General features: G+C 60.0%; 32 protein-coding genes. 14 read left to right on the top strand and 18 right to left on the bottom strand.

Features of this window, described 5'->3' with window-relative positions; all coding sequences use genetic code 11:
* Positions 1 to 3: 3 nt before the first annotated feature.
* Together AC3ISR_RS04600 and mqo are read left to right on the top strand one after the other, a co-directional pair.
* Positions 4 to 180 carry a hypothetical protein gene (locus AC3ISR_RS04600; protein WP_192297847.1) on the top strand — a complete coding sequence of 59 codons (177 nt, stop codon included), beginning with the start codon at positions 4 to 6 and terminating at the stop codon, positions 178 to 180.
* Positions 181 to 1,689 (top strand): malate dehydrogenase (quinone), encoded by a 1,509-nt coding sequence (mqo, locus tag AC3ISR_RS04595; RefSeq protein WP_192297659.1) that lies wholly within the window; start codon positions 181 to 183, stop codon positions 1,687 to 1,689. It begins immediately after the preceding gene.
* 69 nt (positions 1,690 to 1,758) lie between these two features.
* Here mqo and AC3ISR_RS04590 read toward each other — a convergent pair whose 3' ends face one another.
* The 3 genes from AC3ISR_RS04590 to AC3ISR_RS04580 form a co-directional block, all read right to left on the bottom strand.
* Entirely contained in the window at positions 1,759 to 2,046 is a 288-nt protein-coding gene (locus AC3ISR_RS04590) for a PA4642 family protein (protein ID WP_192297660.1), read from the bottom strand.
* 193 nt (positions 2,047 to 2,239) lie between these two features.
* Positions 2,240 to 2,725, bottom strand: a complete 486-nt coding sequence (locus AC3ISR_RS04585) for a hypothetical protein (RefSeq protein WP_192297661.1) — start codon at positions 2,723 to 2,725, stop codon at positions 2,240 to 2,242.
* A gap of 63 nt (positions 2,726 to 2,788) precedes the next feature.
* A complete protein-coding gene (locus AC3ISR_RS04580) occupies positions 2,789 to 3,346 on the bottom strand; it encodes a hypoxanthine-guanine phosphoribosyltransferase (protein WP_017738742.1) in 558 nt (185 codons plus the stop codon).
* Positions 3,347 to 3,510: 164 nt separating this feature from the next.
* Here AC3ISR_RS04580 and upp point away from each other — a divergent pair, with 164 nt between their 5' ends.
* Together upp and AC3ISR_RS04570 are read left to right on the top strand one after the other, a co-directional pair.
* A complete protein-coding gene (gene upp / locus AC3ISR_RS04575; RefSeq protein ID WP_192297662.1) occupies positions 3,511 to 4,149 on the top strand; it encodes a uracil phosphoribosyltransferase in 639 nt (212 codons plus the stop codon).
* A 2-nt stretch (positions 4,150 to 4,151) separates the two neighbouring features.
* On the top strand, positions 4,152 to 5,426 hold the full coding sequence (locus tag AC3ISR_RS04570) for a uracil-xanthine permease family protein (RefSeq protein WP_192297663.1): 1,275 nt from the start codon (positions 4,152 to 4,154) through the stop codon (positions 5,424 to 5,426).
* A gap of 112 nt (positions 5,427 to 5,538) precedes the next feature.
* On the opposite strand, the gene hisC is transcribed toward AC3ISR_RS04570, so the two are convergent.
* The 10 genes from hisC to AC3ISR_RS04520 all read right to left on the bottom strand — a co-directional run bounded on the left by hisC (position 5,539) and on the right by AC3ISR_RS04520 (position 13,574).
* Positions 5,539 to 6,591 carry a histidinol-phosphate transaminase gene (gene hisC, locus AC3ISR_RS04565; RefSeq protein WP_192297664.1) on the bottom strand — a complete coding sequence of 351 codons (1,053 nt, stop codon included), beginning with the start codon at positions 6,589 to 6,591 and terminating at the stop codon, positions 5,539 to 5,541.
* Between the two features lie 3 nt (positions 6,592 to 6,594).
* Positions 6,595 to 7,911, bottom strand: a complete 1,317-nt coding sequence (gene hisD, locus AC3ISR_RS04560; RefSeq protein WP_192297665.1) for a histidinol dehydrogenase — start codon at positions 7,909 to 7,911, stop codon at positions 6,595 to 6,597.
* A 128-nt stretch (positions 7,912 to 8,039) separates the two neighbouring features.
* Positions 8,040 to 8,675: an ATP phosphoribosyltransferase gene (hisG, locus tag AC3ISR_RS04555; RefSeq protein ID WP_010213102.1), complete on the bottom strand. Its 636-nt coding sequence runs from the start codon at positions 8,673 to 8,675 to the stop codon at positions 8,040 to 8,042.
* Between the two features lie 218 nt (positions 8,676 to 8,893).
* Positions 8,894 to 10,159, bottom strand: coding sequence for a UDP-N-acetylglucosamine 1-carboxyvinyltransferase (murA, locus tag AC3ISR_RS04550; RefSeq protein WP_192297666.1), 1,266 nt, complete (start codon positions 10,157 to 10,159; stop codon positions 8,894 to 8,896).
* A gap of 23 nt (positions 10,160 to 10,182) precedes the next feature.
* Positions 10,183 to 10,422, bottom strand: coding sequence for a BolA family protein (locus tag AC3ISR_RS04545; protein WP_003188597.1), 240 nt, complete (start codon positions 10,420 to 10,422; stop codon positions 10,183 to 10,185).
* A gap of 114 nt (positions 10,423 to 10,536) precedes the next feature.
* Positions 10,537 to 10,842 (bottom strand): STAS domain-containing protein, encoded by a 306-nt coding sequence (locus AC3ISR_RS04540; protein WP_192297667.1) that lies wholly within the window; start codon positions 10,840 to 10,842, stop codon positions 10,537 to 10,539.
* Positions 10,839 to 11,489 (bottom strand): MlaC/ttg2D family ABC transporter substrate-binding protein, encoded by a 651-nt coding sequence (locus AC3ISR_RS04535; protein ID WP_226456468.1) that lies wholly within the window; start codon positions 11,487 to 11,489, stop codon positions 10,839 to 10,841. Before AC3ISR_RS04535 ends, AC3ISR_RS04540 begins: the two co-directional genes overlap by 4 nt.
* Before the next feature lie 11 nt (positions 11,490 to 11,500).
* Positions 11,501 to 11,968: an outer membrane lipid asymmetry maintenance protein MlaD gene (mlaD, locus tag AC3ISR_RS04530; RefSeq protein WP_017845975.1), complete on the bottom strand. Its 468-nt coding sequence runs from the start codon at positions 11,966 to 11,968 to the stop codon at positions 11,501 to 11,503.
* Positions 11,968 to 12,765: a lipid asymmetry maintenance ABC transporter permease subunit MlaE gene (mlaE, locus tag AC3ISR_RS04525; protein WP_017738750.1), complete on the bottom strand. Its 798-nt coding sequence runs from the start codon at positions 12,763 to 12,765 to the stop codon at positions 11,968 to 11,970. The genes mlaD and mlaE overlap by 1 nt, the downstream gene beginning before the upstream one ends.
* Positions 12,765 to 13,574: an ATP-binding cassette domain-containing protein gene (locus tag AC3ISR_RS04520; RefSeq protein ID WP_017738751.1), complete on the bottom strand. Its 810-nt coding sequence runs from the start codon at positions 13,572 to 13,574 to the stop codon at positions 12,765 to 12,767. Before AC3ISR_RS04520 ends, mlaE begins: the two co-directional genes overlap by 1 nt.
* A 298-nt stretch (positions 13,575 to 13,872) precedes the next feature.
* Between AC3ISR_RS04520 and AC3ISR_RS04515 the strand changes: the two genes are divergently transcribed.
* The 10 genes from AC3ISR_RS04515 to AC3ISR_RS04470 all read left to right on the top strand — a co-directional run bounded on the left by AC3ISR_RS04515 (position 13,873) and on the right by AC3ISR_RS04470 (position 20,883).
* Entirely contained in the window at positions 13,873 to 14,847 is a 975-nt protein-coding gene (locus tag AC3ISR_RS04515; RefSeq protein WP_192297669.1) for a KpsF/GutQ family sugar-phosphate isomerase, read from the top strand.
* A complete protein-coding gene (locus AC3ISR_RS04510) occupies positions 14,848 to 15,372 on the top strand; it encodes a KdsC family phosphatase (protein ID WP_178922703.1) in 525 nt (174 codons plus the stop codon).
* Between the two features lie 8 nt (positions 15,373 to 15,380).
* Entirely contained in the window at positions 15,381 to 15,953 is a 573-nt protein-coding gene (gene lptC / locus AC3ISR_RS04505; protein ID WP_192297670.1) for an LPS export ABC transporter periplasmic protein LptC, read from the top strand.
* On the top strand, positions 15,940 to 16,473 hold the full coding sequence (lptA, locus tag AC3ISR_RS04500) for a lipopolysaccharide transport periplasmic protein LptA (protein WP_192297671.1): 534 nt from the start codon (positions 15,940 to 15,942) through the stop codon (positions 16,471 to 16,473). Before lptC ends, lptA begins: the two co-directional genes overlap by 14 nt.
* Positions 16,473 to 17,198, top strand: a complete 726-nt coding sequence (lptB, locus tag AC3ISR_RS04495; RefSeq protein WP_192297672.1) for an LPS export ABC transporter ATP-binding protein — start codon at positions 16,473 to 16,475, stop codon at positions 17,196 to 17,198. The genes lptA and lptB overlap by 1 nt, the downstream gene beginning before the upstream one ends.
* A 184-nt stretch (positions 17,199 to 17,382) precedes the next feature.
* On the top strand, positions 17,383 to 18,876 hold the full coding sequence (locus AC3ISR_RS04490) for an RNA polymerase factor sigma-54 (protein WP_192297673.1): 1,494 nt from the start codon (positions 17,383 to 17,385) through the stop codon (positions 18,874 to 18,876).
* 75 nt (positions 18,877 to 18,951) lie between these two features.
* Positions 18,952 to 19,257 (top strand): ribosome hibernation-promoting factor, HPF/YfiA family, encoded by a 306-nt coding sequence (gene hpf, locus AC3ISR_RS04485; protein ID WP_010170586.1) that lies wholly within the window; start codon positions 18,952 to 18,954, stop codon positions 19,255 to 19,257.
* 12 nt (positions 19,258 to 19,269) lie between these two features.
* Positions 19,270 to 19,734, top strand: a complete 465-nt coding sequence (ptsN, locus tag AC3ISR_RS04480; protein WP_017738757.1) for a PTS IIA-like nitrogen regulatory protein PtsN — start codon at positions 19,270 to 19,272, stop codon at positions 19,732 to 19,734.
* A 2-nt stretch (positions 19,735 to 19,736) separates the two neighbouring features.
* Positions 19,737 to 20,594, top strand: coding sequence for an RNase adapter RapZ (gene rapZ / locus AC3ISR_RS04475; protein ID WP_192297675.1), 858 nt, complete (start codon positions 19,737 to 19,739; stop codon positions 20,592 to 20,594).
* A gap of 16 nt (positions 20,595 to 20,610) precedes the next feature.
* Positions 20,611 to 20,883 (top strand): HPr family phosphocarrier protein, encoded by a 273-nt coding sequence (locus tag AC3ISR_RS04470; RefSeq protein WP_017738759.1) that lies wholly within the window; start codon positions 20,611 to 20,613, stop codon positions 20,881 to 20,883.
* A 34-nt stretch (positions 20,884 to 20,917) separates the two neighbouring features.
* Here AC3ISR_RS04470 and AC3ISR_RS04465 read toward each other — a convergent pair whose 3' ends face one another.
* From AC3ISR_RS04465 to AC3ISR_RS04445, 5 genes are read right to left on the bottom strand one after another with little or no spacing between them, the layout of a single operon-like run.
* A complete protein-coding gene (locus AC3ISR_RS04465) occupies positions 20,918 to 21,811 on the bottom strand; it encodes a ZIP family metal transporter (protein WP_192297676.1) in 894 nt (297 codons plus the stop codon).
* 33 nt (positions 21,812 to 21,844) lie between these two features.
* Positions 21,845 to 22,456: a superoxide dismutase gene (locus AC3ISR_RS04460; protein ID WP_463983236.1), complete on the bottom strand. Its 612-nt coding sequence runs from the start codon at positions 22,454 to 22,456 to the stop codon at positions 21,845 to 21,847.
* 1 nt (position 22,457) lies between these two features.
* Entirely contained in the window at positions 22,458 to 22,901 is a 444-nt protein-coding gene (locus AC3ISR_RS04455) for a DUF2753 family protein (RefSeq protein WP_192297678.1), read from the bottom strand.
* A 27-nt stretch (positions 22,902 to 22,928) separates the two neighbouring features.
* Complete coding sequence (locus AC3ISR_RS04450) at positions 22,929 to 24,305, bottom strand: class II fumarate hydratase (RefSeq protein WP_192297679.1); 1,377 nt, start codon at positions 24,303 to 24,305, stop codon at positions 22,929 to 22,931.
* Positions 24,298 to 24,693, bottom strand: a complete 396-nt coding sequence (locus tag AC3ISR_RS04445; RefSeq protein ID WP_192297680.1) for a FagA protein — start codon at positions 24,691 to 24,693, stop codon at positions 24,298 to 24,300. The genes AC3ISR_RS04450 and AC3ISR_RS04445 overlap by 8 nt, the downstream gene beginning before the upstream one ends.
* Between the last annotated feature and the right edge of the window lie 89 nt (positions 24,694 to 24,782).

Here is a 24,782-nt window from a genome sequence, read left to right as displayed (position 1 = left end):
GCCATGAATGCGTTCATAGGCGGATTGGCCCGGCAGGAAGCGTGTGCTGAAGTTGCAAAGAATTGCGAAACGGACATGGCGATCCTGGCCATGAGTATCCTGGGGCAACACGTGAACCGCCCCGTCACTCCTGGCAGCCATGCCGTCAATTTGGTGCTGCAGATTTTGGAGACGCGTTAAATGGCGCATAACGAAGCAGTCGACGTAGTACTGGTAGGGGCCGGCATCATGAGTGCCACCCTGGCCGTACTGCTTAAAGAGCTCGACCCCGGCCTCAAGCTGGAAGTCGTTGAGCTGATGGATTCGGGTGCCGCGGAAAGTTCCAACCCGTGGAACAACGCCGGCACCGGTCACGCCGGGCTGTGTGAGCTGAACTACACGCCGCAGGCCGCCGATGGCTCCATCGACATCAAGAAAGCCGTGCACATCAACACCCAGTTCGAGGTGTCGAAGCAGTTCTGGGCGTACCTGACCAAAAAGGGCACCTTTGGCTCGTCCAAGTCCTTTATCAGCCCGGTGCCACACCTGAGCTTCGTACAGGGCGAAAAAGGCGTGGAGTTCCTCAAGAAGCGCTTTGACTCCCTCAGCCGCCATCACGCATTTTCGGACATGCACTACACCGAAGACCGCGCCGAGATGGCCGAGTGGATGCCGCTGATGATGCCGGGCCGCCCGCTCGACGAAAAAATCGCCGCCACCCGCGTACTCAACGGCACCGACGTCAACTTCGGCGCCCTGACCAACCAGCTGCTGGGTCACCTGACCAGCTCGCCGGATGCCCAGGTCAAGTACTGCAAGCGCGTCACCGGCCTCAAGCGCAATGGCGCTGGCTGGACCGTGAGCATCAAGGACGTCAACAGCGGCAACAGCCGTGAAGTCGACGCCAAGTTTGTCTTCCTCGGCGCCGGTGGCGCGGCCCTGCCGCTGCTGCAAGCCTCGGGGATCGAAGAAAGCAAAGGCTTTGGCGGTTTCCCGGTCAGCGGCCAGTGGCTGCGTTGCGACAACCCGGAAGTGGTCAAGCACCACCAGGCCAAGGTCTACAGCCAGGCTGCCGTGGGTTCGCCGCCGATGTCCGTGCCACACCTGGACACCCGTGTGGTCGATGGCAAGAAGTCCCTGCTGTTCGGGCCCTACGCCGGCTTCACCACCAAGTTCCTCAAGCACGGTTCGTTCCTCGACCTGCCACTGTCGATCCGCGCCGGCAACATCGGCCCGATGCTGGCCGTGGCCCGCGACAACATGGACCTGACCAAGTACCTGGTCAGCGAAGTGCGCCAGTCCATGGAACAGCGCCTGGAATCCCTGCGTCGCTTCTACCCTGAAGCGAAAGCCGAAGACTGGCGCCTGGAAGTGGCCGGCCAACGGGTGCAGATCATCAAGAAAGACCCGAAGAAAGGCGGCGTGCTGCAATTCGGCACCGAGCTGGTCGCGGCCAAGGACGGCTCGCTGGCCGCACTGCTGGGCGCATCCCCGGGTGCTTCGGTGACCGTTTCGATCATGCTGGAACTGATCGAAAAATGCTTCCCCGGCAAAGCTGCCGGTGAATGGGCTGCCAAGCTTCAGGAAATATTCCCCGCGCGGGAAAAAGTCCTGGAGACCGATGCCGAGCTGTATCGCAAGATCAACACGCAGAACAACATCAGCCTGGAGCTGGTGGAGCCTGCCGCCGAGACCGAGAGCTACGCTTGAGGCCTTGAAGCCATAAAAAACGCCCCGCCCTCTGCATGAGGACGGGGCGTTTTTGTATGTCTCGGAAAATCAGCCGCGGGCTTTTTCGATCAGTTCGATGTACTCATCGGCGTTGCGCTGATCCTTGACCAGGTCGACAAAGGTCTGGCCATGTTCGTCCTTGCCATCGAGGTCCAGGCCGGCTTCCTTGAAGAAACCCAGGAAACGCTCGAAGTCGTCGATGCGCAAGCCACGGTAAGCCTTGATCAGTTTGTGCAGGGACGGGGAAGTCGCGTCGACCGGCTCGAAGTCCAGGAACAACTTGATCTGATCATCACCGATCTCGTCACCAATCACCTGTTTCTTATCTTTACGCATTACCGACTCCAGCCTGCAGACATTTACACGGGACTGGAAGTCTACCTGCGAGACGCCGCCTTCGAAAGCGCTGGAGGTCCAATGTGGGAGCGGGCTTGCTCGCGAAAGCGGTATATCAGTTGAAGCATTTATCGACTGACCCACCGCTTTCGCGAGCAAGCCCGCTCCCACATTTGGATCCTCAGTGTTCTGGCTATTTGGTACGAACGGCACCGGTGTGTAAGTCCGCCCAGATGTGGCCGTTGGCGTAACTGAGGAATTGCACATACAAGGTGTCATTACGCAGCAGGTCGACGATCACGCGGTATTGGGCCACCGGATACGACAAGGTCAACGTCTTGCTCTTGTCGTCATACGCAGGTTTTTTCAGGCTTTTGCTTTCAGCGTCGAAATTGAGCACCACCTGATTGATGGTCGCGCCTTTGTTCAGGGACTTGCCCTTGAGGCGGATCATCAACGGCGAAGTCACCGGGATCGGTTGCTGAGTGGACTGACGCTGGTTACCCACCACCACCGCATACTCAGTGACTTGCAGCAACTGCTGCTGGTCGGGAGTTCCGGCACGCAGGCTCAGGTCATCCGGCGGCAGGAATTGGCTATGCATCGGTGCAGGGGCGGCAGCCAGGGGCAGGCTGAGGGTCAGCGCCAGGACGGCGCAGGTGCGAATCAACAGGCTCATGGAAAGCTCCAGACGCAGGGCCAGGCACTCTAGCATGCCGGCCCTGCACCTGATGCAGCGCGTTTACATGCCTTTGACGGCATAGATGCCATTGGCATTGCGCCAGTAGCCCTTGTAGTCCATGCCGTAACCGAAGATGTAGCGGTCAACACATGGCAGGCCGACGAAATCGGCTTTCAGTTCTGGGCGGGCCTTGCGGTCGTGATCTTTGTCGATCAGCACGGCGGTATGCACTTTGCGCGCGCCTGCGTGTTTGCAGAAGTCGATGATCGCGCCCAGGGTGTGACCTTCGTCGAGGATGTCGTCGATGATCAGCACGTCACGGTCGATGAACGAGACTTCCGGCTTGGCTTTCCAGAACAGATCGCCGCCGCTGGTTTCATTGCGATAACGGGTGGCGTGCAGGTAGGACGCTTCCAGCGGGAATTGCAGGTGGGTGAGCAATTTGCCGGCAAAGATCAGGCCGCCGTTCATCACACAGAAAACCACCGGGTTGGTGTCGGCCATTTCGCGGCTGATGTGCGCGCCGACCTTGGCGATCGCCTCTTCGACTTGCGCTTCGGTGTACAGGCAGTCAGCCTCGCGCATGATTTGACGGATATGCTCGAGATCAGCGGACATGGCGCTCTCCAAGGGGGTGCTGTGGCAAGAAAAGCGGGCGAAGGTACGCTTCTCGTGCGCTCCGATCAAGCGCTAATGGACTAACGTACTAGATGTCTATAGGACAACACCCTCGGATAGATTAATCTAGGCCGGTTTTTTTGCCCGCCGCCGGAGCCTTTCCCATGCCCACTCGCGAGATCCGCCACCCGCTGATCCGACACAAACTCGGCCTTATGCGCCGCGCCGACATTAGCACGAAGAATTTCCGTGAGCTTGCTCAGGAAGTCGGAGCGCTGCTCACTTACGAAGCCACCAAGGATTTGCCCCTGGAGAGCTACGAGATTCCTGGTTGGGCCGGTCCTGTCCAGGTCGAGAAAATCGCCGGTAAGAAAATCACCGTCGTCCCGATCCTGCGTGCCGGTATCGGCATGCTCGAAGGTGTGCTCAGCCTGATCCCGGGCGCCAAGGTCAGCGCCGTGGGCGTCGCCCGCAATGAAGAAACGCTGGAGGCGCACACCTACCTGGAAAAACTCGTCCCGGAAATCGACGAGCGCCTGGCGATGATCATCGACCCGATGCTCGCCACCGGCAGCTCCATGGTCGCCACCATCGACCTGCTGAAAAAAGCCGGCTGCAAAGACATCCGCGCCATGGTGCTGGTCGCCGCGCCGGAAGGTATCGCCGCGGTCGAGAAGGCCCACCCGGACGTGCAGATCTACACCGCGTCCATCGACGAGCGCCTGAACGAACACGGCTACATCATCCCGGGCCTGGGCGACGCCGGCGACAAGATCTTCGGCACCAAGCAGAAGGACGCGTGAGCATGCAGGATGAATTCAACGACCCGCTTTGGCGCCAGATCCTGTCTGGCGCACAAATGCTCTTCGTGGCATTTGGCGCGCTGGTGTTGATGCCGCTGATCACAGGTCTTGATCCAAACGTTGCACTGTTTACCGCAGGCCTGGGCACCTTGTTGTTCCAGGTGGTCACAGGGCGGCAGGTGCCGGTCTTCCTGGCGTCGAGCTTTGCGTTTATCACACCGATCATTCTCGCCAAGGGCCAGTTCGGCCTCGCAGCGACCATGGGCGGCGTGATGGCGGCCGGTTTCGTCTACACCTTCCTTGGCCTGGCCGTGAAGATCAAGGGCACCGGGTTTATTGACCGTCTGCTGCCTCCAGTCGTGATCGGGCCGGTGATTATCTCCATCGGCCTGGCCATGGCGCCGATTGCCGCGAACATGGCGATGGGTAAATCCGGCGATGGCGCCGAGTTGATCCACTACCAGACGGCGATGATGATCTCGATGCCGGCACTGCTGACCACGCTGATCGTGGCGGTGTTCGGCAAAGGCATCTTCCGCCTGGTGCCGATCATTTCCGGCGTGCTGGTGGGCTTTGCCATGTCGTTCTACTTTGGCGTGGTCGACACGGCGAAGATCGCCGCGGCCCCCTGGTTCGCCCTGCCCCACTTCACCGCACCGGAGTTCAACTGGCAGGCGATCCTGTTCATCGTCCCGGTGGCCCTGGCCCCGGCGATCGAGCATATCGGCGGCGTGATTGCGGTGGGCAGCGTGACCGGTCGCGACTACCTGAAGAAGCCCGGTCTGCATCGCACCCTGCTGGGTGACGGCATCGCCACCACCGCCGCCGGCCTGTTTGGCGGCCCACCGAACACCACCTACGCCGAAGTGACTGGCGCGGTGATGCTGACCAAGAACTACAACCCGAAAATCATGACCTGGGCGGCGGTGTTTGCCATCAGCCTGGCGTTTATCGGCAAGTTCGGCGCACTGCTGCAAAGCATCCCGGTGCCGGTAATGGGCGGGATTCTGTGCCTGCTGTTCGGTTCGATTGCAGCGGTGGGGATGAACACGTTGATCCGCCACAAGATCGACCTGGGCGAAGCGCGCAACCTGGTGATCGTCTCGGTGACGTTGGTGTTCGGGATTGGCGGTGTGCTGGTCGGCACCGGCACCGGCCCGGACGATTTCGGCCTGAAGGGCATCGCCCTGTGTGCGGTGGTAGCGATTGGCTTGAACCTGCTGCTACCGGGCAATGATGGCTGGAAGAACAAGAAGCCGGATGAGCCATTGCTTTAACCGTGCGGTGTCGCTGATGACCTCATCGCGGGCAAGCCAGCTCCCACAGGGAATTGCATTCCAATGTGGGAGCGGGCTTGCCCGCGATGGGGCCCGTCAAGCCAACCGAGAATTAAAGCTCGCCTAGCCCATCGATCAACGCCTGGTTCTGCTCCGGCGTACCGATGCTGATCCGCAGGAACTGGGCAATCCGCTCCTGCTTGAAGTGCCGCACGATCACACCCTGCTCACGCAACTTGGCCGCCAGGCCGGCAGCGTCGTGCTTGGGGTGACGGGCAAAGATGAAGTTGGCCGCCGACGGCAATACTTCAAAGCCTTTACCTTCCAGCTGCGCGACGACGGTGTTGCGGCTGTCGATCACCAACTGGCAGGTTTTCTCGAAGTACTCACGGTCTTCAAACGCCGCCGCTGCGCCGACAATCGCCAGGCGATCCAGGGGATACGAGTTGAAGCTGTTCTTGACCCGCTCCAGCGCCTCAATCAGGTCCGGGTGGCCCACGGCCAGGCCCACGCGCAAACCGGCCAGTGAGCGCGATTTGGACAGGGTCTGGGTCACCAGCAGGTTCGGATAGCGATCCACCAGGCTGATGGCGCTTTCACCGCCGAAGTCGATGTAGGCCTCATCAACCACCACCACCGAATCCGGGCTGGCCTTGACGATCTGCTCCACCGCATCCAGCGCGAGCACGCAGCCCGTCGGCGCGTTGGGGTTGGGGAAGATAATCCCGCCGTTGGGCCTGGCGTAGTCCGCCACACGGATCTGGAACTGCTCGTCCAGCGGCACCGGTTCGAACGTGATGCCATACAGGCCGCAGTAAACCGGATAGAAGCTGTAGCTGATGTCCGGGAACAGCAGCGGCAAGTCGTGTTGGAACAGGCCGTGGAAGATGTGCGCGAGGACTTCATCGGAACCGTTGCCGAGAAATACCTTGCCGGCATCCACGCCGTAGTACTTGGCCACCGCCTGCTTGAGCAGGTCGCTGTTGGGGTCCGGGTACAGGCGCAGGTTGTCGTTCAACTCGGCCTGCATTGCCGCCAACGCCTTGGGCGATGGCCCGTAGGGGTTTTCGTTGGTGTTGAGCTTGACCAGTTTGGTCAGCTTCGGTTGTTCACCCGGCACGTAAGGTACGAGGTCCTTGACGAAGGGGCTCCAGAATTTGCTCATGCCTCACTCTCCCTTGACGATGCGATATTCGGCGCTACGTGCGTGTGCGCTCAGCGATTCACCACGGGCCAGCACCGAGGCGGTCTTGCCCAGCTCGGACGCGCCTTGTGGCGAGCAGAAAATGATCGACGAACGCTTCTGGAAGTCATAAACCCCCAGCGGCGACGAAAAGCGTGCGGTGCCGGACGTCGGCAACACGTGGTTCGGGCCCGCGCAGTAGTCGCCCAGGGCTTCGCTGGTGTGGCGGCCCATGAAGATCGCACCGGCGTGGCGAATCGATGGCAGCCAGGCCTGTGGGTCGGCCACAGACAGCTCCAGGTGCTCCGGCGCGATACGGTTGGCCACTTCGATGGCCTGCTCCATGTCGCGTACCAGGATCAGTGCACCACGGCCATTGATCGACTTCTCGATGATCTCGGCGCGGTCCATGGTCGGCAGCAGCTTGTCGATGCTGGCGGCAACCTTGTCGAGGAACTCCGCATCCGGGCTGACCAAGATCGCCTGGGCGTCTTCGTCGTGCTCGGCCTGGGAGAACAGGTCCATGGCGATCCAGTCCGGGTCGGTCTGGCCGTCACACACCACAAGGATTTCCGACGGGCCTGCAATCATATCGATGCCGACCTGGCCAAACACGTGGCGCTTGGCAGTGGCAACGTAGATGTTGCCGGGGCCGACCACCTTGTCGACCTTCGGCACGCTTTCGGTGCCATAGGCCAAGGCCGCAACAGCCTGGGCGCCGCCGATGGTAAACACGCGGTCGACACCGGCGATGCACGCGGCGGCCAGTACCAGTTCATTGATTTCGCCGCGCGGGGTCGGTACGACCATGACCACTTCGGTCACGCCGGCAACCTTGGCCGGAATCGCATTCATCAACACCGACGACGGGTACGACGCCTTGCCGCCCGGCACGTACAGGCCGGCACGGTCCAGCGGCGTGACCTTCTGGCCCAGCACGGTGCCGTCGGCCTCGGTGTAGCTCCACGAATCCTGCTTCTGCTTTTCGTGGTAGCTGCGCACCCGCGTCGCCGCCACTTCCAGCGCTTCACGCTGCGCGGCGGTGATGCGCGTCAGGGCCAGCTCCAGGCGTTCGCGGGGCAGGATCAGGTCGGACATCGACGCCACATCGAGGCCGTCGAACTGCCGGGTGAAATCCACCAGCGCCGCATCACCGCGCTCGCGCACGGCCTTGATGATGTCGAGTACTCGCCCGTTGACCGACTCGTCGGACACACTTTCCCAGCTCAGCAGATGATCCAGATGATGGGCGAAATCCGGGTCGGCAGCGTTGAGTCGGGCAATTGCAGTGGACGTGGTCATAGCGAGGGCCTCAATAGAATTGGCAAAAACTCAGGCGCCCTAAACTAGCAGTCGTTTCCGCTTGGGCACCTGAGAATTCTGGCTATGAGGCGGATAGACGGGCGCAGCCTTTCAGCTACGCGGGTAGGTCAACCGCGGTGTCGCGACTCCACTGCCTTGCGCAGGGTGTCGATCAACGCCTGGATACGGGCGTGCTGCATCTTCATCGATGCTTTGTTGACGATCAGGCGAGAGCTGATGTCGGCAATGAATTCTTGTGGTTCAAGACCGTTGGCACGCAGGGTATTACCGGTGTCGACCACATCGATGATCTTGTCGGCCAGGCCAATCAGCGGAGCCAGCTCCATGGAGCCGTAGAGCTTGATGATGTCGACCTGGCGGCCTTGCTCGGCGTAATAGCGCTTGGCGACGTTGACGAACTTGGTCGCCACACGCAGACGGCCTTTGGGCTCGACGTCACCGACACGGCCGGCGGTCATCAGCTTGCACAGGGCGATGCGCAGGTCCAGGGGCTCGTACAGGCCCTGGCCGCCGTATTCCATCAGCACGTCCTTACCGGCGACGCCCAGGTCGGCCGCGCCATGTTCAACGTAGGTCGGCACGTCGGTAGCCCGCACGATCAAAAGGCGAACGTCGTCCTGGGTCGTGGGGATGATCAGCTTGCGGCTCTTGTCCGGATTCTCGGTCGGCACGATGCCCGCTTCAGCCAGAAGCGGCAAAGTGTCGTCAAGGATGCGGCCCTTGGACAGTGCGATGGTCAACATGGGAAACGTCAGTCCTTCATCAGGCTATTGCGGTCCGGTCGCAAACGGCGCCGGACACAGATCGAGGCCATGACAGCCTCGATTTGAAACAAATTCACAGCAAGCTTCTGTAGTGAGCGGGCCTGCCCCGCACTGGGTTGCGAAGCAGCCCTAAAAATCTTGGGAGCGCTGCGCCCTCCAGCGCGGGGCAAGCCCGCTCACTACACTAGCGTTTGGGACTAGCCCGGTACGCGGCGGATTTTCGCGCCGAGCATCTGCAGTTTTTCTTCGATGCACTCGTAGCCACGGTCAATATGGTAGATGCGGTCGATCAGGGTGTCGCCGTCGGCGCACAGTGCCGAAATCACCAGGCTGGCCGACGCACGCAGGTCGGTGGCCATCACTGGCGCGCCCTTGAGCTTGTCGATACCGGTGACGATGGCGGTGTTGCCTTCAACCTGGATCTTCGCGCCCATGCGGTGCAGTTCGTACACGTGCATGAAACGGTTTTCGAAGATGGTCTCGATCACGGCACCGGTGCCTTCGGCAATCGCGTTCAGGGAAATGAACTGAGCCTGCATGTCGGTCGGGAACGCCGGGTACGGAGCGGTACGCACGTTGACGGCCTTAGGCCGCTTGCCGTGCATGTTCAGCTCGATCCAGTCTTCGCCGGTGGTGATGTCCGCACCCGCTTCGCGCAGTTTTTCGAGGACCGCTTCCAGGATGGTCGGATCGGTGTCCTTGACCTTGACGCGGCCGCCAGTGACGGCAGCGGCAACCAGGTAGGTGCCGGTTTCGATACGGTCGGGCATGACCTTGTAGGTCGCCGTGTGCAGGCGGGCCACACCGTCAATGGTGATGGTGTCGGTGCCAGCACCGGAAACCTTGGCGCCCATGGCGTTCAGGAAGTTGGCCAGGTCGACCACTTCCGGCTCGCGCGCAGCGTTCTGCAGGACGCTGCGGCCGTTCGCCAGGGCAGCGGCCATCATGATGTTCTCGGTACCGGTCACGCTGACGGTATCAAAGAAGAAGCTGGCGCCACGCAGACCGCCTTCCGGCGCCTTGGCCTTGATGTAGCCACCTTCGACGTCGATGGTTGCGCCCATGGCTTCAAGGCCACGGATGTGCAGGTCCACCGGACGCGAGCCGATGGCGCAACCGCCAGGCAGGGCCACTTCGGCCTCGCCGAAACGGGCAACCATCGGACCCAGCACCAGGATCGATGCACGCATGGTTTTCACCAATTCGTACGGGGCGATCAGGGTCTTGATGGTGCGCGGGTCAATTTCGACCGACAGCTTTTCGTCGATCACAGGCTCGATGCCCATGCGACCGAACAGCTCGATCATGGTGGTGATGTCGTGCAAGTGCGGCAGGTTGGCCACGGTGACCGGGCCATCACACAGCAGGGTCGCTGCCAGGATCGGCAAGGCGGAGTTTTTTGCACCGGAGATGCGAATCTCGCCATCAAGGCGGGCACCGCCGGTAATAATCAATTTATCCATAAGAATCTCGACGCCTTGGGGGCTCAGGTGCGCTCGGCCCAGGCCGCGCGGCTGAAAAATTTCATAGTGACCGCATGGATGCTGCCATCGGTGATCCACGGGTTCAAATGGGCATAGATCTGCTGCTGACGCTTGACCGGGCTCAGTGCCGCCAGTTCATCGCTAATCACGTTCAGCTGGAAGTTGCAGCCTTCGCCTTCAACTTCTACGGTCGTTTCCGGCAGCTTTCCTTCAAGAAAGCTCTTAACTTCTAGGGCCTGCATGCTCAACCTCTATCGGCGCCCAGTGCGCACGGGTCGCACATCATACAAAAAAGCCCCGCGCCTGCGAACCCCGCATAGCAGGACTCTGACGGGGGGCTTCTCTAATAGTGTGTATTAAGGATGTGCCAACAGCTCGGTCAAACCCGAAACCTCGGCAATTTCGCGCATGTCTTCAGGCATGGCGCGGATGCTGACCGTTTTGTTGGCTGCCTCGGCATCGCGCATGAAGCACAGCAGCAAGGACAAACCCACGCTGCTGGACTTGGTCACCTGCGAGCAATCCACCACCAACGCAGGCGCGCTACTGCTGTTGATCAGTGCCTGGCCCTGCTTGCGCAGGCCCGGCCCGGAGCGATAGTCCAGTACGCCGCTGATGAACAACTCGCCGGCATCGCCGAGACGAACGGCCGATTCGGTCATTGCGCAGGCTTCCCGGCAGCTTGCTTGTCGGTTTCTTCCTTGGCCTTGGCGACTTCACCGGCCCAACCATTGATGGTTTTGTCCAGGTCATTGCCATTGCGCTGCATGGCATCGGCGAACTGATCACGGAACAGCTTGCCGATGTTGATGCCGTTGATGATCACGTTGCGCAGTTTCCACTCGCCGTTGATCTTCTCCAGGGTGTACTGCACCGGGTAGACGGCACCGTTGGAACCCTTGACGGTCATGCCAACGCTGGTGCGGTCACCGGACTCATCCTTGGCGGGATCGACGGTAATGCCCTGGTTGTTGTACTCCAGCAACGCGTTGCCATAGAACTGGAACAGGCCTTTCTTGAAGTTCTCCTGAAACGTCTGCATCTGCGCCGGGGTAGCCTTGCGCGAATACTTGACCGTCATGATGCTGCGGGAAATGCCTTCGGCATCGACCACCGGGCCGACAATGGTGTTCAGCGCGTCATAGAACCTGGTCGGGTCTTGCTTGTACTGCTCTTTATTCGCCTTCAGGTCGGCCAACATCTTGTTGGTCGTGTCTTGCACCAGTTCGTGGGCAGAACCTGCCGCGTTGGCCATCAACGGCAACGCTGCAAGCAGCACCAGCAGGCCACGTCGCAAGGTAGAGATCATGAACAGATTCCTCATTTGGCGTCTTTATTGACCGTATTGAGCAGGAATTTACCGATCAGGTCCTCAAGTACCAGCGACGACTGCGTGTCGTGGATGGTCGAGCCATCCTTGAGCAGGGCTGTTTCCCCACCCACGCTGATACCGATGTACTTCTCGCCCAGCAGACCCGCAGTGAGGATAGATGCAGTGGAGTCGGTCGGCAGATTATCTACCTTCTTGTCCAACTGCATCGTCACTCGACCGGTGAAGCTGTCGCGATCCAGATCGATTGCCGTGACCTTGCCGATGGTTACACCGGCCATGGTCACTTTAGCTCTGACAGTCAAACCGGCGATATTGTCGAAGTACGCGTAAAGTTTATAAGTATCGGCGGTGGGGCTGGCCGACAGGCCGCTGACTCGCAGCGCCAGCAACAGTAAAGCCAGGATGCCAGCCAGCAAGAAAAGGCCGACACCGATTTCCACAGTGCGGTTTTGCATCAGAAATCTCCAAACATCAAGGCGGTCAAAATGAAGTCAAGGCCCAGTACCGCCAGCGAGGCGTACACAACGGTCTTGGTGGTGGCACGACTGATCCCTTCTGAAGTGGGCTCACAGTCGTAGCCTTGGAATACGGCGATCCAGGTCACTACAAAGGCGAAGACGATGCTCTTTATGATGCCGTTGAGCACGTCACCGCTGAAGGTCACGCTGTTTTGCATGTTGGCCCAGTAGGAGCCGTCGTAGACCCCCAGCCAGTCCACCGCCACCCACGAACCGCCCCAGATACCCACCACGCTGAAGATCATCGCCAGCAGTGGCAGGGAAATGAAGCCGGCCCACAGACGCGGGGCAACAATGTACTTGAGCGGGTCCACGCCGATCATTTCCAGGCTGGACAACTGCTCGGTGGACTTCATGTTGCCAATCTCGGCAGTCAGCGCAGAACCTGCGCGCCCGGCGAACAACAACGCAGTGACCACCGGCCCCAGTTCACGCAACAGTGTCAGGGCAACCATCTGCCCTACGGCCTGCTCCGAACCGTAGCTGGAGAGAATATTGAAGCCTTGCAGCGCCAGTACCATGCCGATGAACACGCCGGAGACCACGATGATCACCAGTGACATCACGCCCACCGCATGCAACTGCTTGATCAACAGACCAAAACCGCCGCCAATGCCGCCGCGCCCCAACAGGGCATGGAACAGGAAAATCGTCGAACGGCCGAGCACTTCGATGATGTCGATGCCCGAGCGACCGAAAAGGCGAACCTTCTCGATAAGTGAAGTCTTGCGCATCAACGCTTCCCCAGAAGATCCGAGCGGTAGTCCGCTGCCGGAAAATGAAATGGCACCGGGCCGTCGGGATCGCCGGTCATGAATTGGCGAATGCGCGGGTTGTCGGCGTTCATCAACTCTTCAGGCGTACCCTGCCCCAACACTTGGCCATCGCCGACGACATAGAGGTAATCGGCGATGCTCGCGGTTTCTGCAAGGTCATGGGAAACCACGATGCTGGTAATGCCCAGCGCGTCGTTGAGCAGGCGGATCAACCGCACCAGCACGCCCATGGCGATAGGGTCCTGGCCGACAAAAGGCTCGTCGTACATGAGGATCTGCGGATCGAGGGCGATAGCCCGCGCCAGGGCGACACGACGTTTCATGCCACCCGACAGCTCGTCGGGCATCAGGTCGATGGCACCGCGCAGCCCTACGGCCTGCAGTTTCAACAACACGATGTCGCGAATCATCTCGTCGGACAGTTGGGTATGGACCCGCAGCGGGAAGGCGACGTTCTCGAAAACGTCAAGATCGGTAAACAGTGCGCCGCTCTGGAACAACACGCCCATGTGCTTGCGCGCGTCGAACAGGTCGCTGCGCGACAACGTCGGCAGGTTCTGGCCGTTGACCCACACTTCGCCGGCAGTCGGGCGCAATTGCATGCCCATCAGGCGCAACAGGGTGGTCTTGCCGCAACCGGAAGGCCCCATGATGCCCGTGACCTTGCCGCGTGGAATGCGAATATCGACGTTATTGAAGATGCTGCGCGTCCCGCGCTTGAAGGTAAGACCCTTCAGCTCGACCGCGTAGGCGTTATCGGCACTCATCTAAACTCCTTGGGATGCAGCCTTTCACTCAGACACCACGTTTGCGCCAAACGTTTGCAACGCTCGTGCAATAGTTAGCCACATGGGCTGGGCGGACCGAACTGGCGGCGAACTATATCACTGCTGGTACAACGCGCCCAAGGCCGGAACTGTGCTTGTTCAGACTGAAGACAGGGAAAAACCGTTGCTTAAGATGAATCTCACCCGCATCACGAACAAACCCTGACGAACTTGCGTGAGGGAATTGCTCATTACCGCTATAATCGCCGACTTTTCGTCAGGCTATACGATTTCAGACATGAGCCAATCCAGCGACCTTATTCAATCCGCACAACGCACCATCCGCCTCGAGCTTGAAGCCGTAGAAGGCTTGTTGGCGCATATCGACGCAGATTTCGTACGCGCATGCGAGATGATTCTGGCCAGCAAGGGCCGCGTTGTCGTCGTCGGCATGGGCAAATCCGGCCACGTCGGCAACAAGATTGCCGCCACTCTGGCCAGCACCGGGACCACCGCATTTTTTGTGCACCCGGCCGAAGCCAGCCACGGCGACATGGGCATGATCACCAAGGATGACATCATCCTGGCACTGTCCAACTCCGGCACCACCAACGAAATCGTGACGCTGCTGCCGCTGATCAAGCGCCTGGGCATCAAGATGATCAGCATCACCGGCAACCCCGAATCGACATTGGCCAAGGCTGCCGAAGTAAACCTCAACGTGCATGTGGCCCACGAGGCCTGCCCACTGAACCTGGCGCCGACCTCCTCCACGACCGCCGCCCTGGTCATGGGTGATGCGCTGGCCGTGGCGTTGCTGGAAGCGCGCGGGTTTACCGCCGAAGACTTCGCGTTCTCCCACCCAGGGGGCGCCCTGGGCCGTCGCCTGCTGTTGAAAGTGGAAAACGTCATGCACTCGGGCGATGAATTGCCCCACGTCCAGCGCGGCACGCTGCTGAAGGACGCGCTGATGGAAATGACCCGCAAGGGCCTGGGCATGACGGTGATCCTGGAAGCCGACGGCAAACTGGCCGGGGTATTCACCGACGGCGACTTGCGTCGCACCCTGGACCGCACCATCGACATCCATACCGCGACCATAGATGCTGTGATGACGCCCCACGGCAAGACCGCTCGCCCCGAGATGCTGGCAGCTGAAGCCTTGAAAATCATGGAAGACCACAAGATCGGCGCGCTGGTGGTGGTCGATCATCAAGACCACCCGATTGGCGCCCTGAACATGCACGACTTGCTGCGTGCGGGAGTGATGTAAATGACAGGCGACCTGTTGCAACGCGGCAAGAACATCAAACTGGCGATTTTCGACGTAGACGGCGTGCTGACCGATGGCCGCCTGTATTTCCTCGAAGACGGCAGCGAATTCAAGACCTTCAACACCCTCGACGGCCAAGGCATCAAGATGCTGATGGCAGCGGGCGTGCAAACAGCGATCATCAGCGGCAGAAAAACCCCGGTTGTGGAACGCCGCGCACAAAACCTGGGGATTCCTCACCTGTATCAGGGCCGCGAGGATAAACTGGTGGTCTTGGACGAGCTTCTTGGCCAACTCAACCTAAGCTATGAGCAGGTCGCCTATTTGGGCGATGACCTGCCTGACTTGCCGGTGATCCGTCGAGTCGGCCTGGGCATGGCCGTGGCCAATGCGGCAGCCTTTGTTCGCGAACACGCCCATGGCATCACCACCGCCCGCGGCGGCGAAGGTGCCGCCCGCGAGTTCTGCGAGCTGATCCTGCGCGCCCAAGGCAGCCTTGAAGCGGCCCACGCCGCCTACCTATAGAGCGTTTTATGCTGAGCAAAAAGATTCGCAACTTCCTGTTATTCGGGGTCATCGCCGCGCTGTTCCTGGCGGTGGGCTACTGGAATATCAGCCCGGAGCGCTTTCTCGACCAGCCTGTTGCGCAGGTTGACGAAGGGGCTATCGACTATTACGCCACCAATGCCTACAGCATCCAGTTCCTGCCCGACGGCAAGGTGCAGTATGAGATGACATCGGACAAGGTCGAGCACTTGAAGGCCACCGAAGTCACCCTGCTGACCAACCCGGACATGAACATCTACCGTGGCACCGAGTTTCCGTGGCATGTCACCAGCAAGCGTGGCGAGGTCAACCCGGACGGCACCGAAGTGGAACTGATCGACTCGGTGCGCGTCGCGCGTACCGACGATAAAAACCGTGACACCGTGATTACCAGCAGTCGTATGACCGTATTCCCGCAGAAGCAATATGCGCAGACCGAGCAAGACGTTAGAATCGACGGCGCTGGCGGGGTATCGACTGGCAAGGGAATGAAAGCGTATTTGAAAGAAAGCAGGATACACCTGCTATCGAACGTAAGAGGACAGTATGAGGCTCGTTAAAACTCTCCCTATTTTGCTCAGTCTGGGCGCAGCACTGGGAAGCGTGAGCGCCTGGGCTCTGCCGAACGATAGCCAGCAACCGATCCACATTTCGGCTGACGATGCGCAACTGGACGACAAGCAAGGCGTCGCCACCTACACCGGCGGCGTGATCATCACCCAGGGCTCGATGAAGATCACCGGCAACACGGTGACCTTGACGCGTACCGCCAATGGCGACATTGACGTGGTGACTTCGGTGGGCAACCTGGCTTACTTCGAGCAGAAGCAGTCGCCGACCGACAGCGGCCCGATGAAGGGCTACGGCAAGACCATCCAGTATCACGCCCAGCAGAACCGTATTGTCCTGATCGACCAGGCCAAGGTCCTCAGCCCGGACGGCAACTCCACGGAAGGTGAGAAAATCACCTATGACACCGTGAAACAGATCGCCAACGCCGGCCGCGCCAATGGCGCCAAGGTGACTGCGCCACGTCCGCGTATCGACATGGTTATCCAGCCGAAGAAGAAGGCCGAGTAATGGCAACCCTGAAAGCCCAGCATCTGGCCAAGGCCTATAAAAGCCGCCAGGTCGTGCGCGACGTCAGCCTGTCGATCGACAGCGGCCAGATCGTCGGCTTGCTCGGCCCCAACGGCGCCGGCAAGACCACCTGCTTCTACATGATCGTCGGCCTGGTCCAGGCGGATCAGGGTCGCGTCCTGATCGACGACCTGGATGTCAGCCACCAGCCAATGCACGGTCGTGCACGGGCCGGTATCGGCTATCTTCCGCAAGAAGCGTCGATCTTCCGCAAACTGTCGGTGGCCGACAACATCATGGCGATCCTCGAGACCCGCAAGGAACTCGACCGTGATGGCCGTCGCAAGGAGCTGGAAAGCCTGCTGCAGGAATTCCACATCAACCACATTCGCGACAACCTCGGCATGAGCCTGTCCGGCGGCGAGCGTCGTCGTGTGGAAATCGCCCGTGCCCTGGCCACTGCGCCGAAATTCATCCTGCTGGACGAACCGTTTGCCGGCGTCGACCCGATCTCGGTCGGCGACATCAAACAGATCATCCACCACCTGAAAGCCAAGGGCATCGGTGTATTGATCACCGACCACAACGTGCGTGAAACCCTCGACATCTGCGAAACCGCATATATCGTCAACGATGGCCAACTGATTGCCGAAGGCGACGCCGCCACGATCCTGGCCAACGAATTGGTGAAGGAAGTCTACCTGGGTCACGAGTTCCGCCTGTAAACACCGTGGTGTCACGGCCGCTGCCAAGATGCGCGGGAGTCAATGAAAACCTCCGGATTTTTATTGTTACCGTGCTCTAGGCAAAGCCCCCGACATCAGGCATATAATTTGCTTATGTTTGGCGCTCACGCGCCCTGTCGTGGATGGCGCATTGCGCCGGCGAATAAGGTGTTAAGCCCCTGCCATGAAACCATCGCTAGTCCTGAGAATGGGCCAGCAGCTGACGATGACACCGCAGCTGCAACAGGCCATCCGCCTGCTCCAATTGTCGACCTTGGACCTGCAACAGGAAATCCAGGAGGCTCTGGAGTCCAACCCGATGCTCGAACGCCAGGAAGAAGGCGACGACTTCGATAACGCAGACCCGCTGGCCGACAACATCGAGCAAAAACCCAATTCCGACGTGCAGGAACCTTCCTATCAGGAAACCGCCCCAACGGTGGATAACCTGGAAGAAGGTGAATGGAACGAACGCATTCCCAACGAACTTCCCGTGGACACCGCCTGGGAAGACGTCTACCAGACCAGCGCCAGCAGCCTGCCCAGCAACGACGATGATGAGTGGGACTTCACCACCCGCACCTCCGCCGGCGAAAGCCTGCAGAGCCATCTGTTGTGGCAATTGAACCTCGCGCCGATGTCGGACACCGATCGCCTGATCGCCGTGACCCTGATCGACTGCATCAACAACCAGGGCTACCTGGACGAGACGCTTGAGGAGATCCTCGAAGCGTTCGACCCGGAACTGGACATCGAACTGGACGAGATCGAAGCCGTCCTGCACCGGATCCAACAGTTCGAACCCGCCGGCATCGGCGCCCGCACCCTCAGCGAATGCCTGTTGCTGCAATTGCGCCAACTGCCTGCCAAGACGCCTTGGCTCATTGAAGCCCAGCGCTTGGTGACCGACTACATCGACCTGCTGGGTAGCCGCGACTACAGCCAGTTGATGCGCCGTATGAAACTCAAGGAAGACGACCTGCGCCAGGTCATCGAACTGGTACAGAGCCTCAATCCGCGCCCGGGCTCGCAGATCGAGTCCAGCGAAGCCGAATACGTGGTGCCTGACGTCATCGTGCGCAAGGACAACGAACGCTGGCTGGTGGAGTTGAACCAGGAGTCGGTGCCACGCCTGCGGGTCAACCCGCAATACGCCGGCTTTGTACGCCGCGCCGATACCAGCGCCGACAACACCTTCATGCGCAACCAGTTGCAGGAGGCCCGCTGGTTCATCAAGAGCCTGCAAAGCCGCAACGAAACCCTGATGAAAGTCGCCACCCAGATCGTCGAGCACCAGCGCGGCTTCCTGGAATATGGCGACGAAGCGATGAAACCGTTGGTGCTGCATGACATCGCCGAAGCAGTCGGCATGCACGAATCGACGATTTCACGGGTGACCACGCAGAAATTCATGCATACCCCACGGGGTATTTATGAGCTGAAATACTTTTTCTCCAGCCACGTCAGCACCTCCGAAGGCGGCGAATGCTCGTCCACGGCGATCCGCGCGATCATCAAAAAACTGGTTGCCGCGGAAAATCAGAAAAAGCCATTGAGTGACAGTAAGATCGCTGGTTTACTGGAGGCACAAGGCATTCAGGTCGCCCGTCGAACCGTCGCCAAGTACCGCGAGTCCCTCGGGATCGCGCCTTCCAGCGAGCGTAAGCGTTTGATGTGACGGGCGGGCCATAGCGTTCCAGTGGTGGGTATTCCTGCCCACCGCTTTATGCACTGGCAACGAAGGAGAAGCTGTATGCAAGTCAACATCAGTGGACACCAACTGGAAGTGACCGAACCGCTGCGCGCCTATATCGGCGAAAAACTCAAAAGAATTGAGGGGCATTTCGACAAGATCACCAACGTGCAAGTCATCATGACTGTCGAAAAGCTGAAGCAGAAAATCGAAGCCACCTTGCGTATACCCGGCGGGGAAGTAGTCGCCAATGCCGAGCATTCAGATATGTATGCCGCCATTGACGACCTGACCGACAAGCTGGATCGCCAAATCAAAAAGCATAAGGAAAAGCAGCAGAGCCTCCTCCAGGGCACAGGCCGCTAACACTCCCCACCCATGATTCGACTTGAAACCATCCTGACCCCCGGCCGTTCCCTCGTGAACGCGCCGGGTGGCAGTAAAAAGAAAGCCCTTGAGCAAATTGCCAACCTGATCAGCCGCGAAGTGCCTGACCTGGAGATGCAAGATGTCTACGAGGCTCTGATTGCCCGTGAAAAACTCGGCTCCACCGGTTTTGGCAACGGCATCGCCATTCCCCACTGCCGCCTCAAAAGTTGTGAGGCACCTGTCAGCGCCCTGCTGCACCTGGACGCTCCCATCGATTTCGACGCCATCGACGGCGCCCCGGTCGACCTGCTGTTTGTTCTGCTGGTCCCGCAAGCCGCCACCGATGCGCACCTGGAACTGCTCCGGCAGATCGCCAGCATGCTCGACCGCAAGGAAGTACGCGACAAACTGCGCAGTGCCAGCAGCAATGAGGCGCTGTATCAGGTAGTCCTGGATGAACAGAACGGGCAGTAATCATGCGTTTGATCATCGTCAGCGGCCGTTCCGGCTCGGGTAAAAGCACCGCCCTCAACGTACTTGAGGACAGTGGTTTCTACTGCATCGACAACCTGCCCGCCGGCCTGCTGCCAGAGCTCGCGGAACGCGCGTTGATCCACACCGAGCTGGCGCAACCGCTGGTGGCCGTATCGATCGATGCCCGCAACCTGCCCAGCCACCTTGAGCGGTTCCCGCAACTGCTCGAGGAAGTTCGCGCCAAGCACATCCATTGCGATGTGCTGTACCTGGACGCCGACGAAGAGACCCTGCTAAAGCGCTTCTCTGAAACCCGTCGACGCCACCCCCTCAGCAGCCCCCATCGTTCCCTGGCAGAAGCCATCGAGGACGAAACCAAGTTGCTGGGGCCGATCATTGACCTCGCCGACCTCAAGATCAACACCACCGGGCTCAACCTGTACCAGTTGCGTGATGCCATCAAGCTGCGCCTGCTGAACCAGCCCGAGCCGGGTACGGCATTCCTCGTCGAGTCGTTTGGCTTCAAGCGCGGCATGCCGGTGGACGCCGACCTGGTGTTCGATGTGCGCTGCCTACCCAACCCTTATTGGAAACCGGAACTGCGTGACCAGTCCGGGCTGGACCAACCTGTGGCTGAATACCTGGCAGCGCAACCGGATGTCGAGGAGATGTTCCAGGACATTTCCAGCTACCTGCTCAAATGGCTGCCGCGCTTCGCTGCAAGCAATCGGGCGTATGTCACCATTGCCATTGGCTGCACCGGCGGCCACCACCGCTCGGTCTACCTGACCGAACGCCTGGGCCAACTGCTGCAAAAAACCCTCAAGAACGTCCAGGTTCGCCACCGCGACCTTAGCTGAAAGGAACACCCCCGCGATGCCTGCTCTGGAAATTGAAATCATCAACAAGCTGGGGCTGCATGCCCGGGCTTCCGCGAAGTTCGTCGGCGTTGCCGGGCAGTTCCCCTGCCAGATCCGCGCGGGGCGTACGCCAGAGTCCATGGTCGATGGCAAAAGCATTATGGCCATGATGATGTTGGCCGCCGGCAAGGGCACCCGAATTCACTTGAAGACGGAAGGCGAGCAGGAGCAGGAAGCCATGGACGCCCTGGTGGCGCTGATCAACAACTTCTTTGATGAGGGTGAGTGACACCCTTGAAGACGGGCGTGAAGTCGCTACGACTTCAGCCCAATGCGGTATCCATCACCATCATCAAACAAAACCCAATGCACAACCCCAGGCTGGCGAGCATCTCGTGACCGTTGCGCCGCGACTCGGGGATGACCTCGTGAGTCACCACCAACAACATGGCCCCCGCGGCGAGCGCCAGCCCAAGCGGCAACAGCACTTCAGCCAGGCTTACCAACCAGGCGCAGAGCACCGCGAACACCGGCTCGACCAACCCTGAAGCAGCTCCGATCAGGAACGCCTTGATCCGCGACATCCCTGCCCCGGCCAACACCAACGCAATCACCAAGCCTTCGGGCACATCCTGCAAGGCAATGCCCATGGCCAGGCTGTCGGCATCGGGCATTGCGCCGCCCGCCGAAACACCCACGGCCATGCCTTCGGGGATGTTGTGGGCAATGATGGCAAACACAAATAACCAGATACGCGGCGGGATCACCGGGTGATCGGGCGTGCCTACCAGCATTTCCGGGCTGGCACCGGAGACCTTGCGATCAACCAGATACAACCCCAATGCCCCCAGCATGATGCCAACGCTGATCAGGCCACTGGCCCCCCAAGGCGAAAGCCCCAGGCCTTCGGCGGCGGCGATGCCCGGCACGATCAGCGAAAATGCCGTCGCCGCGAGCATGACCCCGGCACCAAAACCCAGCAAGGTGTCACTGAGCGCCACCGGCATGCGCCGAATCACCAGCACGGGCACCGCACCGAGTGCCGTGCCCAGTGCGCAGATCGCGCCGCCTTGCAGCGCGCGCAGGATTCGCGGCTCCAGGTTCAGCCAGTCCAGCCCATGGGCCACCAGCAATGCAGTCCCTGCCAATAGCAGCAGCGAGCCAAACGCATAACGAAACATCCGCCCGCTGCTGACCGCCAGTGTTTCAGTGCCCATAGTCGGCCTTAGATCTTGTTATGGAGGTGAATGTCAGGCCAAGGCGGCCTGATAGCGTGAGGCAACTTCCGGCCAATTGATCACGCTATAGAACGCGTTGATATATTCCGGACGCCGGTTCTGATAACGCAGGTAGTAGGCATGCTCCCACACGTCCAGGCCGAGGATTGGCGTGTTGCCATTCATCAGGGGGCTGTCCTGATTACCGCTGCTTTCGACGACCAGGGTCTTTTGTGGAGTAACGCTCAGCCAGGCCCAGCCGCTGCCGAAACGGGTCAGTGCGGCTTTGGTGAAGGCTTCCTTGAAGCTCTCGAAACCGCCCACCTGCTCGTCGATAGCCTTGCCCAGCGCGCCCTCAGGCTTGCCTCCGCCTTGTGGCGACATCACTGCCCAGAACAACGAGTGGTTGGCATGGCCGCCACCTTGGTTGATCACCGCAGCGCGCAGTGTTTCCGGCAATTGCTGCACACTGGACACCAGTTTCTCTACCGGCCAGCCCGCGAACTCGGTGCCTTCGACGGCAGCGTTGAGGTTATTGATGTAGGTCTGATGGTGCTTGGTGTAGTGAATCTCCATGGTTTGCGCATCGATATGCGGCTCCAGGGCGTCGTAGGCGTAAGGCAAGGCAGGCAAGGTGTAGGACATCTCAATGTGCTCCGTAATAAGGACTGTTGCGAGTCGACGCATCCTGTTGCGCCGCGGTGCTGCCCAGCAGGCGATGGGTACGCGGGTACTCACCGTGATCGCTGATGAAATTCAACAGTTCAATGTAGGTCTTGCTGCTCTGGCGTAGCGCCGCCTCGCGTAACTGCGGGGTCAGGCGCGGGTCCTGCATCGCATGCAACAAGCGCTGGTGAATGGCGCAGAGGTACTCCGCGCTTTCTTCCGGCTGGTTCAGACGCAGATGCAGGTCCGCCAGGTTGTGATGGGAAATGACAAAAGCCGCCACCGCTTCGTCGGCATCCGCCCAGCGTTCGAACAACACTTGGGCCAGGGCCAGGGCTTGCAAATAGGCCTCGCGAGCGTCAACCAACTCGCCTTGCATAAAGCAGCGATTGGCCCGTTCGATCGTGCGTTTCCAGTGCTCCATGGTGAGCCTCCAAAGCAGTGTCGGTGATTACACGCCGCCGGCCGTGAGCTTTTCCGGGTCCAGCAGGACTTCCAGTTGGCTGCGGGGCAAGTCGGTGTGCTCCAGGGCGACATCAATCACCGGACGGCCCTGCTGATAAGCCTTCTTGGCGATTTCAGCAGCCTTCTGGTAACCGATGATCGGGTTGAGCGCGGTGACCAGGATCGGGTTACGCGACAACGCTTCCTTGAGCTTGGCTTCGTTGACCTTGAAGCTGCCAATCGCCTTGTCCGCCAGCAGACGGCTGGAGTTGGCCAGCAATTCGAGGCTGCTGAGCAGGTTCTGGGCGATGATCGGCAGCATTACGTTCAGCTCGAAGTTGCCGGACTGGCCTGCGACGGTGATCACCGTGTCATTGCCGATCACTTGGGCCGCGACCATGGCAGTGGCTTCCGGAATTACCGGATTGACCTTGCCCGGCATGATCGAGGAGCCCGGCTGCAGGCCCTCAAGCTCGATTTCACCGAGACCGGCGAGCGGCCCGGAGTTCATCCAGCGCAGATCATTGGCGATCTTCATCAGCGATACCGCGGTGGCTTTCAACTGACCGGAAACAGCGACAGCGGTGTCCTGGGAGCCGATCAGTGCGAAGAGGTTCTTGCCCGGCGTGAATGTGACGTCGGTCAGCCTGCTCAGTTGCTGGCTGAAACGTGCGGCGAATTCCGGATGCGCGTTGATCCCGGTGCCGACCGCAGTGCCGCCCTGGGCCAGGGCCTGCAGGCTTGGCAGCAGGTCCTGCAGATGGCCGATATTGGCCTTGAGTTGCTGCGCCCAGCCATTGAGTACCTGGCTCATGCGCACCGGCATGGCGTCCATCAGGTGGGTGCGACCGGTCTTGATGAACGGGTGGACTTCTTCGGCCTTGCGTTCGATCACCTGCACCAGATGCAGCAGGGCCGGCAGGGTTTGCTCATGCAAGACCAACGCGGCGCTGACGTGGATGGTGGTCGGAATGATGTCATTGCTGCTTTGGCCGCAGTTCACGTGGTCATTGGGGTTGACCGCCTCGCCCAGCAAGCGTGTGGCGAGGGTCGCAATCACTTCGTTGGCGTTCATATTGGAGCTGGTGCCGGAACCGGTCTGGAAAACATCCACCGGGAAGTGCTGCATGAAATCGCCTTCGAGCAAGCCCTGGGCCGCATCGACAATGGCCTTGCCCTGCCCTTCGCTGATTTGCTTGAGGTCGACGTTGACCTTGGCGGCGGCAGCCTTGGCAAGGATCAGCGCGCGAATGAATTGCGCGGGCATACGTTGACGGCTGATCGGGAAGTTGTTCACCGCGCGCTGGGTTTGTGCGCCATACAAGGCCTCGGCCGGCACTTGCAGTTCGCCCATGCTGTCGCGTTCGATACGGGTGTTACTCATCGGAGGATCCTTGCACAAGGTCAGACACAGAAAGGGAAGGCAGCAACTCGCAGGTCGCCAATTGCCAGGCAAAGGTCTGCCAGCGCTTGAGGCGGCAGGCGCAGTGGGAAAGTTTTTCCAGGTCGCGCAGGGGGCGCCAGGCCTGGTCCAGGCATGTCGTGCGCCAATGCCAGGGCAGCGCAATATCGCCGGCGGTGTCGAGCAGCAGGTGGAATGAGGTTTCAGCGATCGTCCACGGATGGGTCGCAGTGCAGCACGCCAGGTATCGACCCTCGTTGAGGTAATGTTCGATCAGGCGCGGCTCGTCGGGATTGAGGCCGCAGCGAATCTGACGACTCATCCAGCGCCAGCTCTCCAGGTAAGGATCCTCATGCAGGACAGAACTCATGATCCACACTCATTCGGTAATGATATTTATTATTAAATGATATTGAGAATCAAAACAAGAGCCGCAAGTCAATCCACCTGTCACGCAAG

The sequence above is a fragment of the Pseudomonas sp. GL_117 genome, from assembly GCF_057835125.1.
Note: the sequence above shows the minus strand (reverse complement) of the source record. Positions and strands in the feature narration are given on the sequence as shown.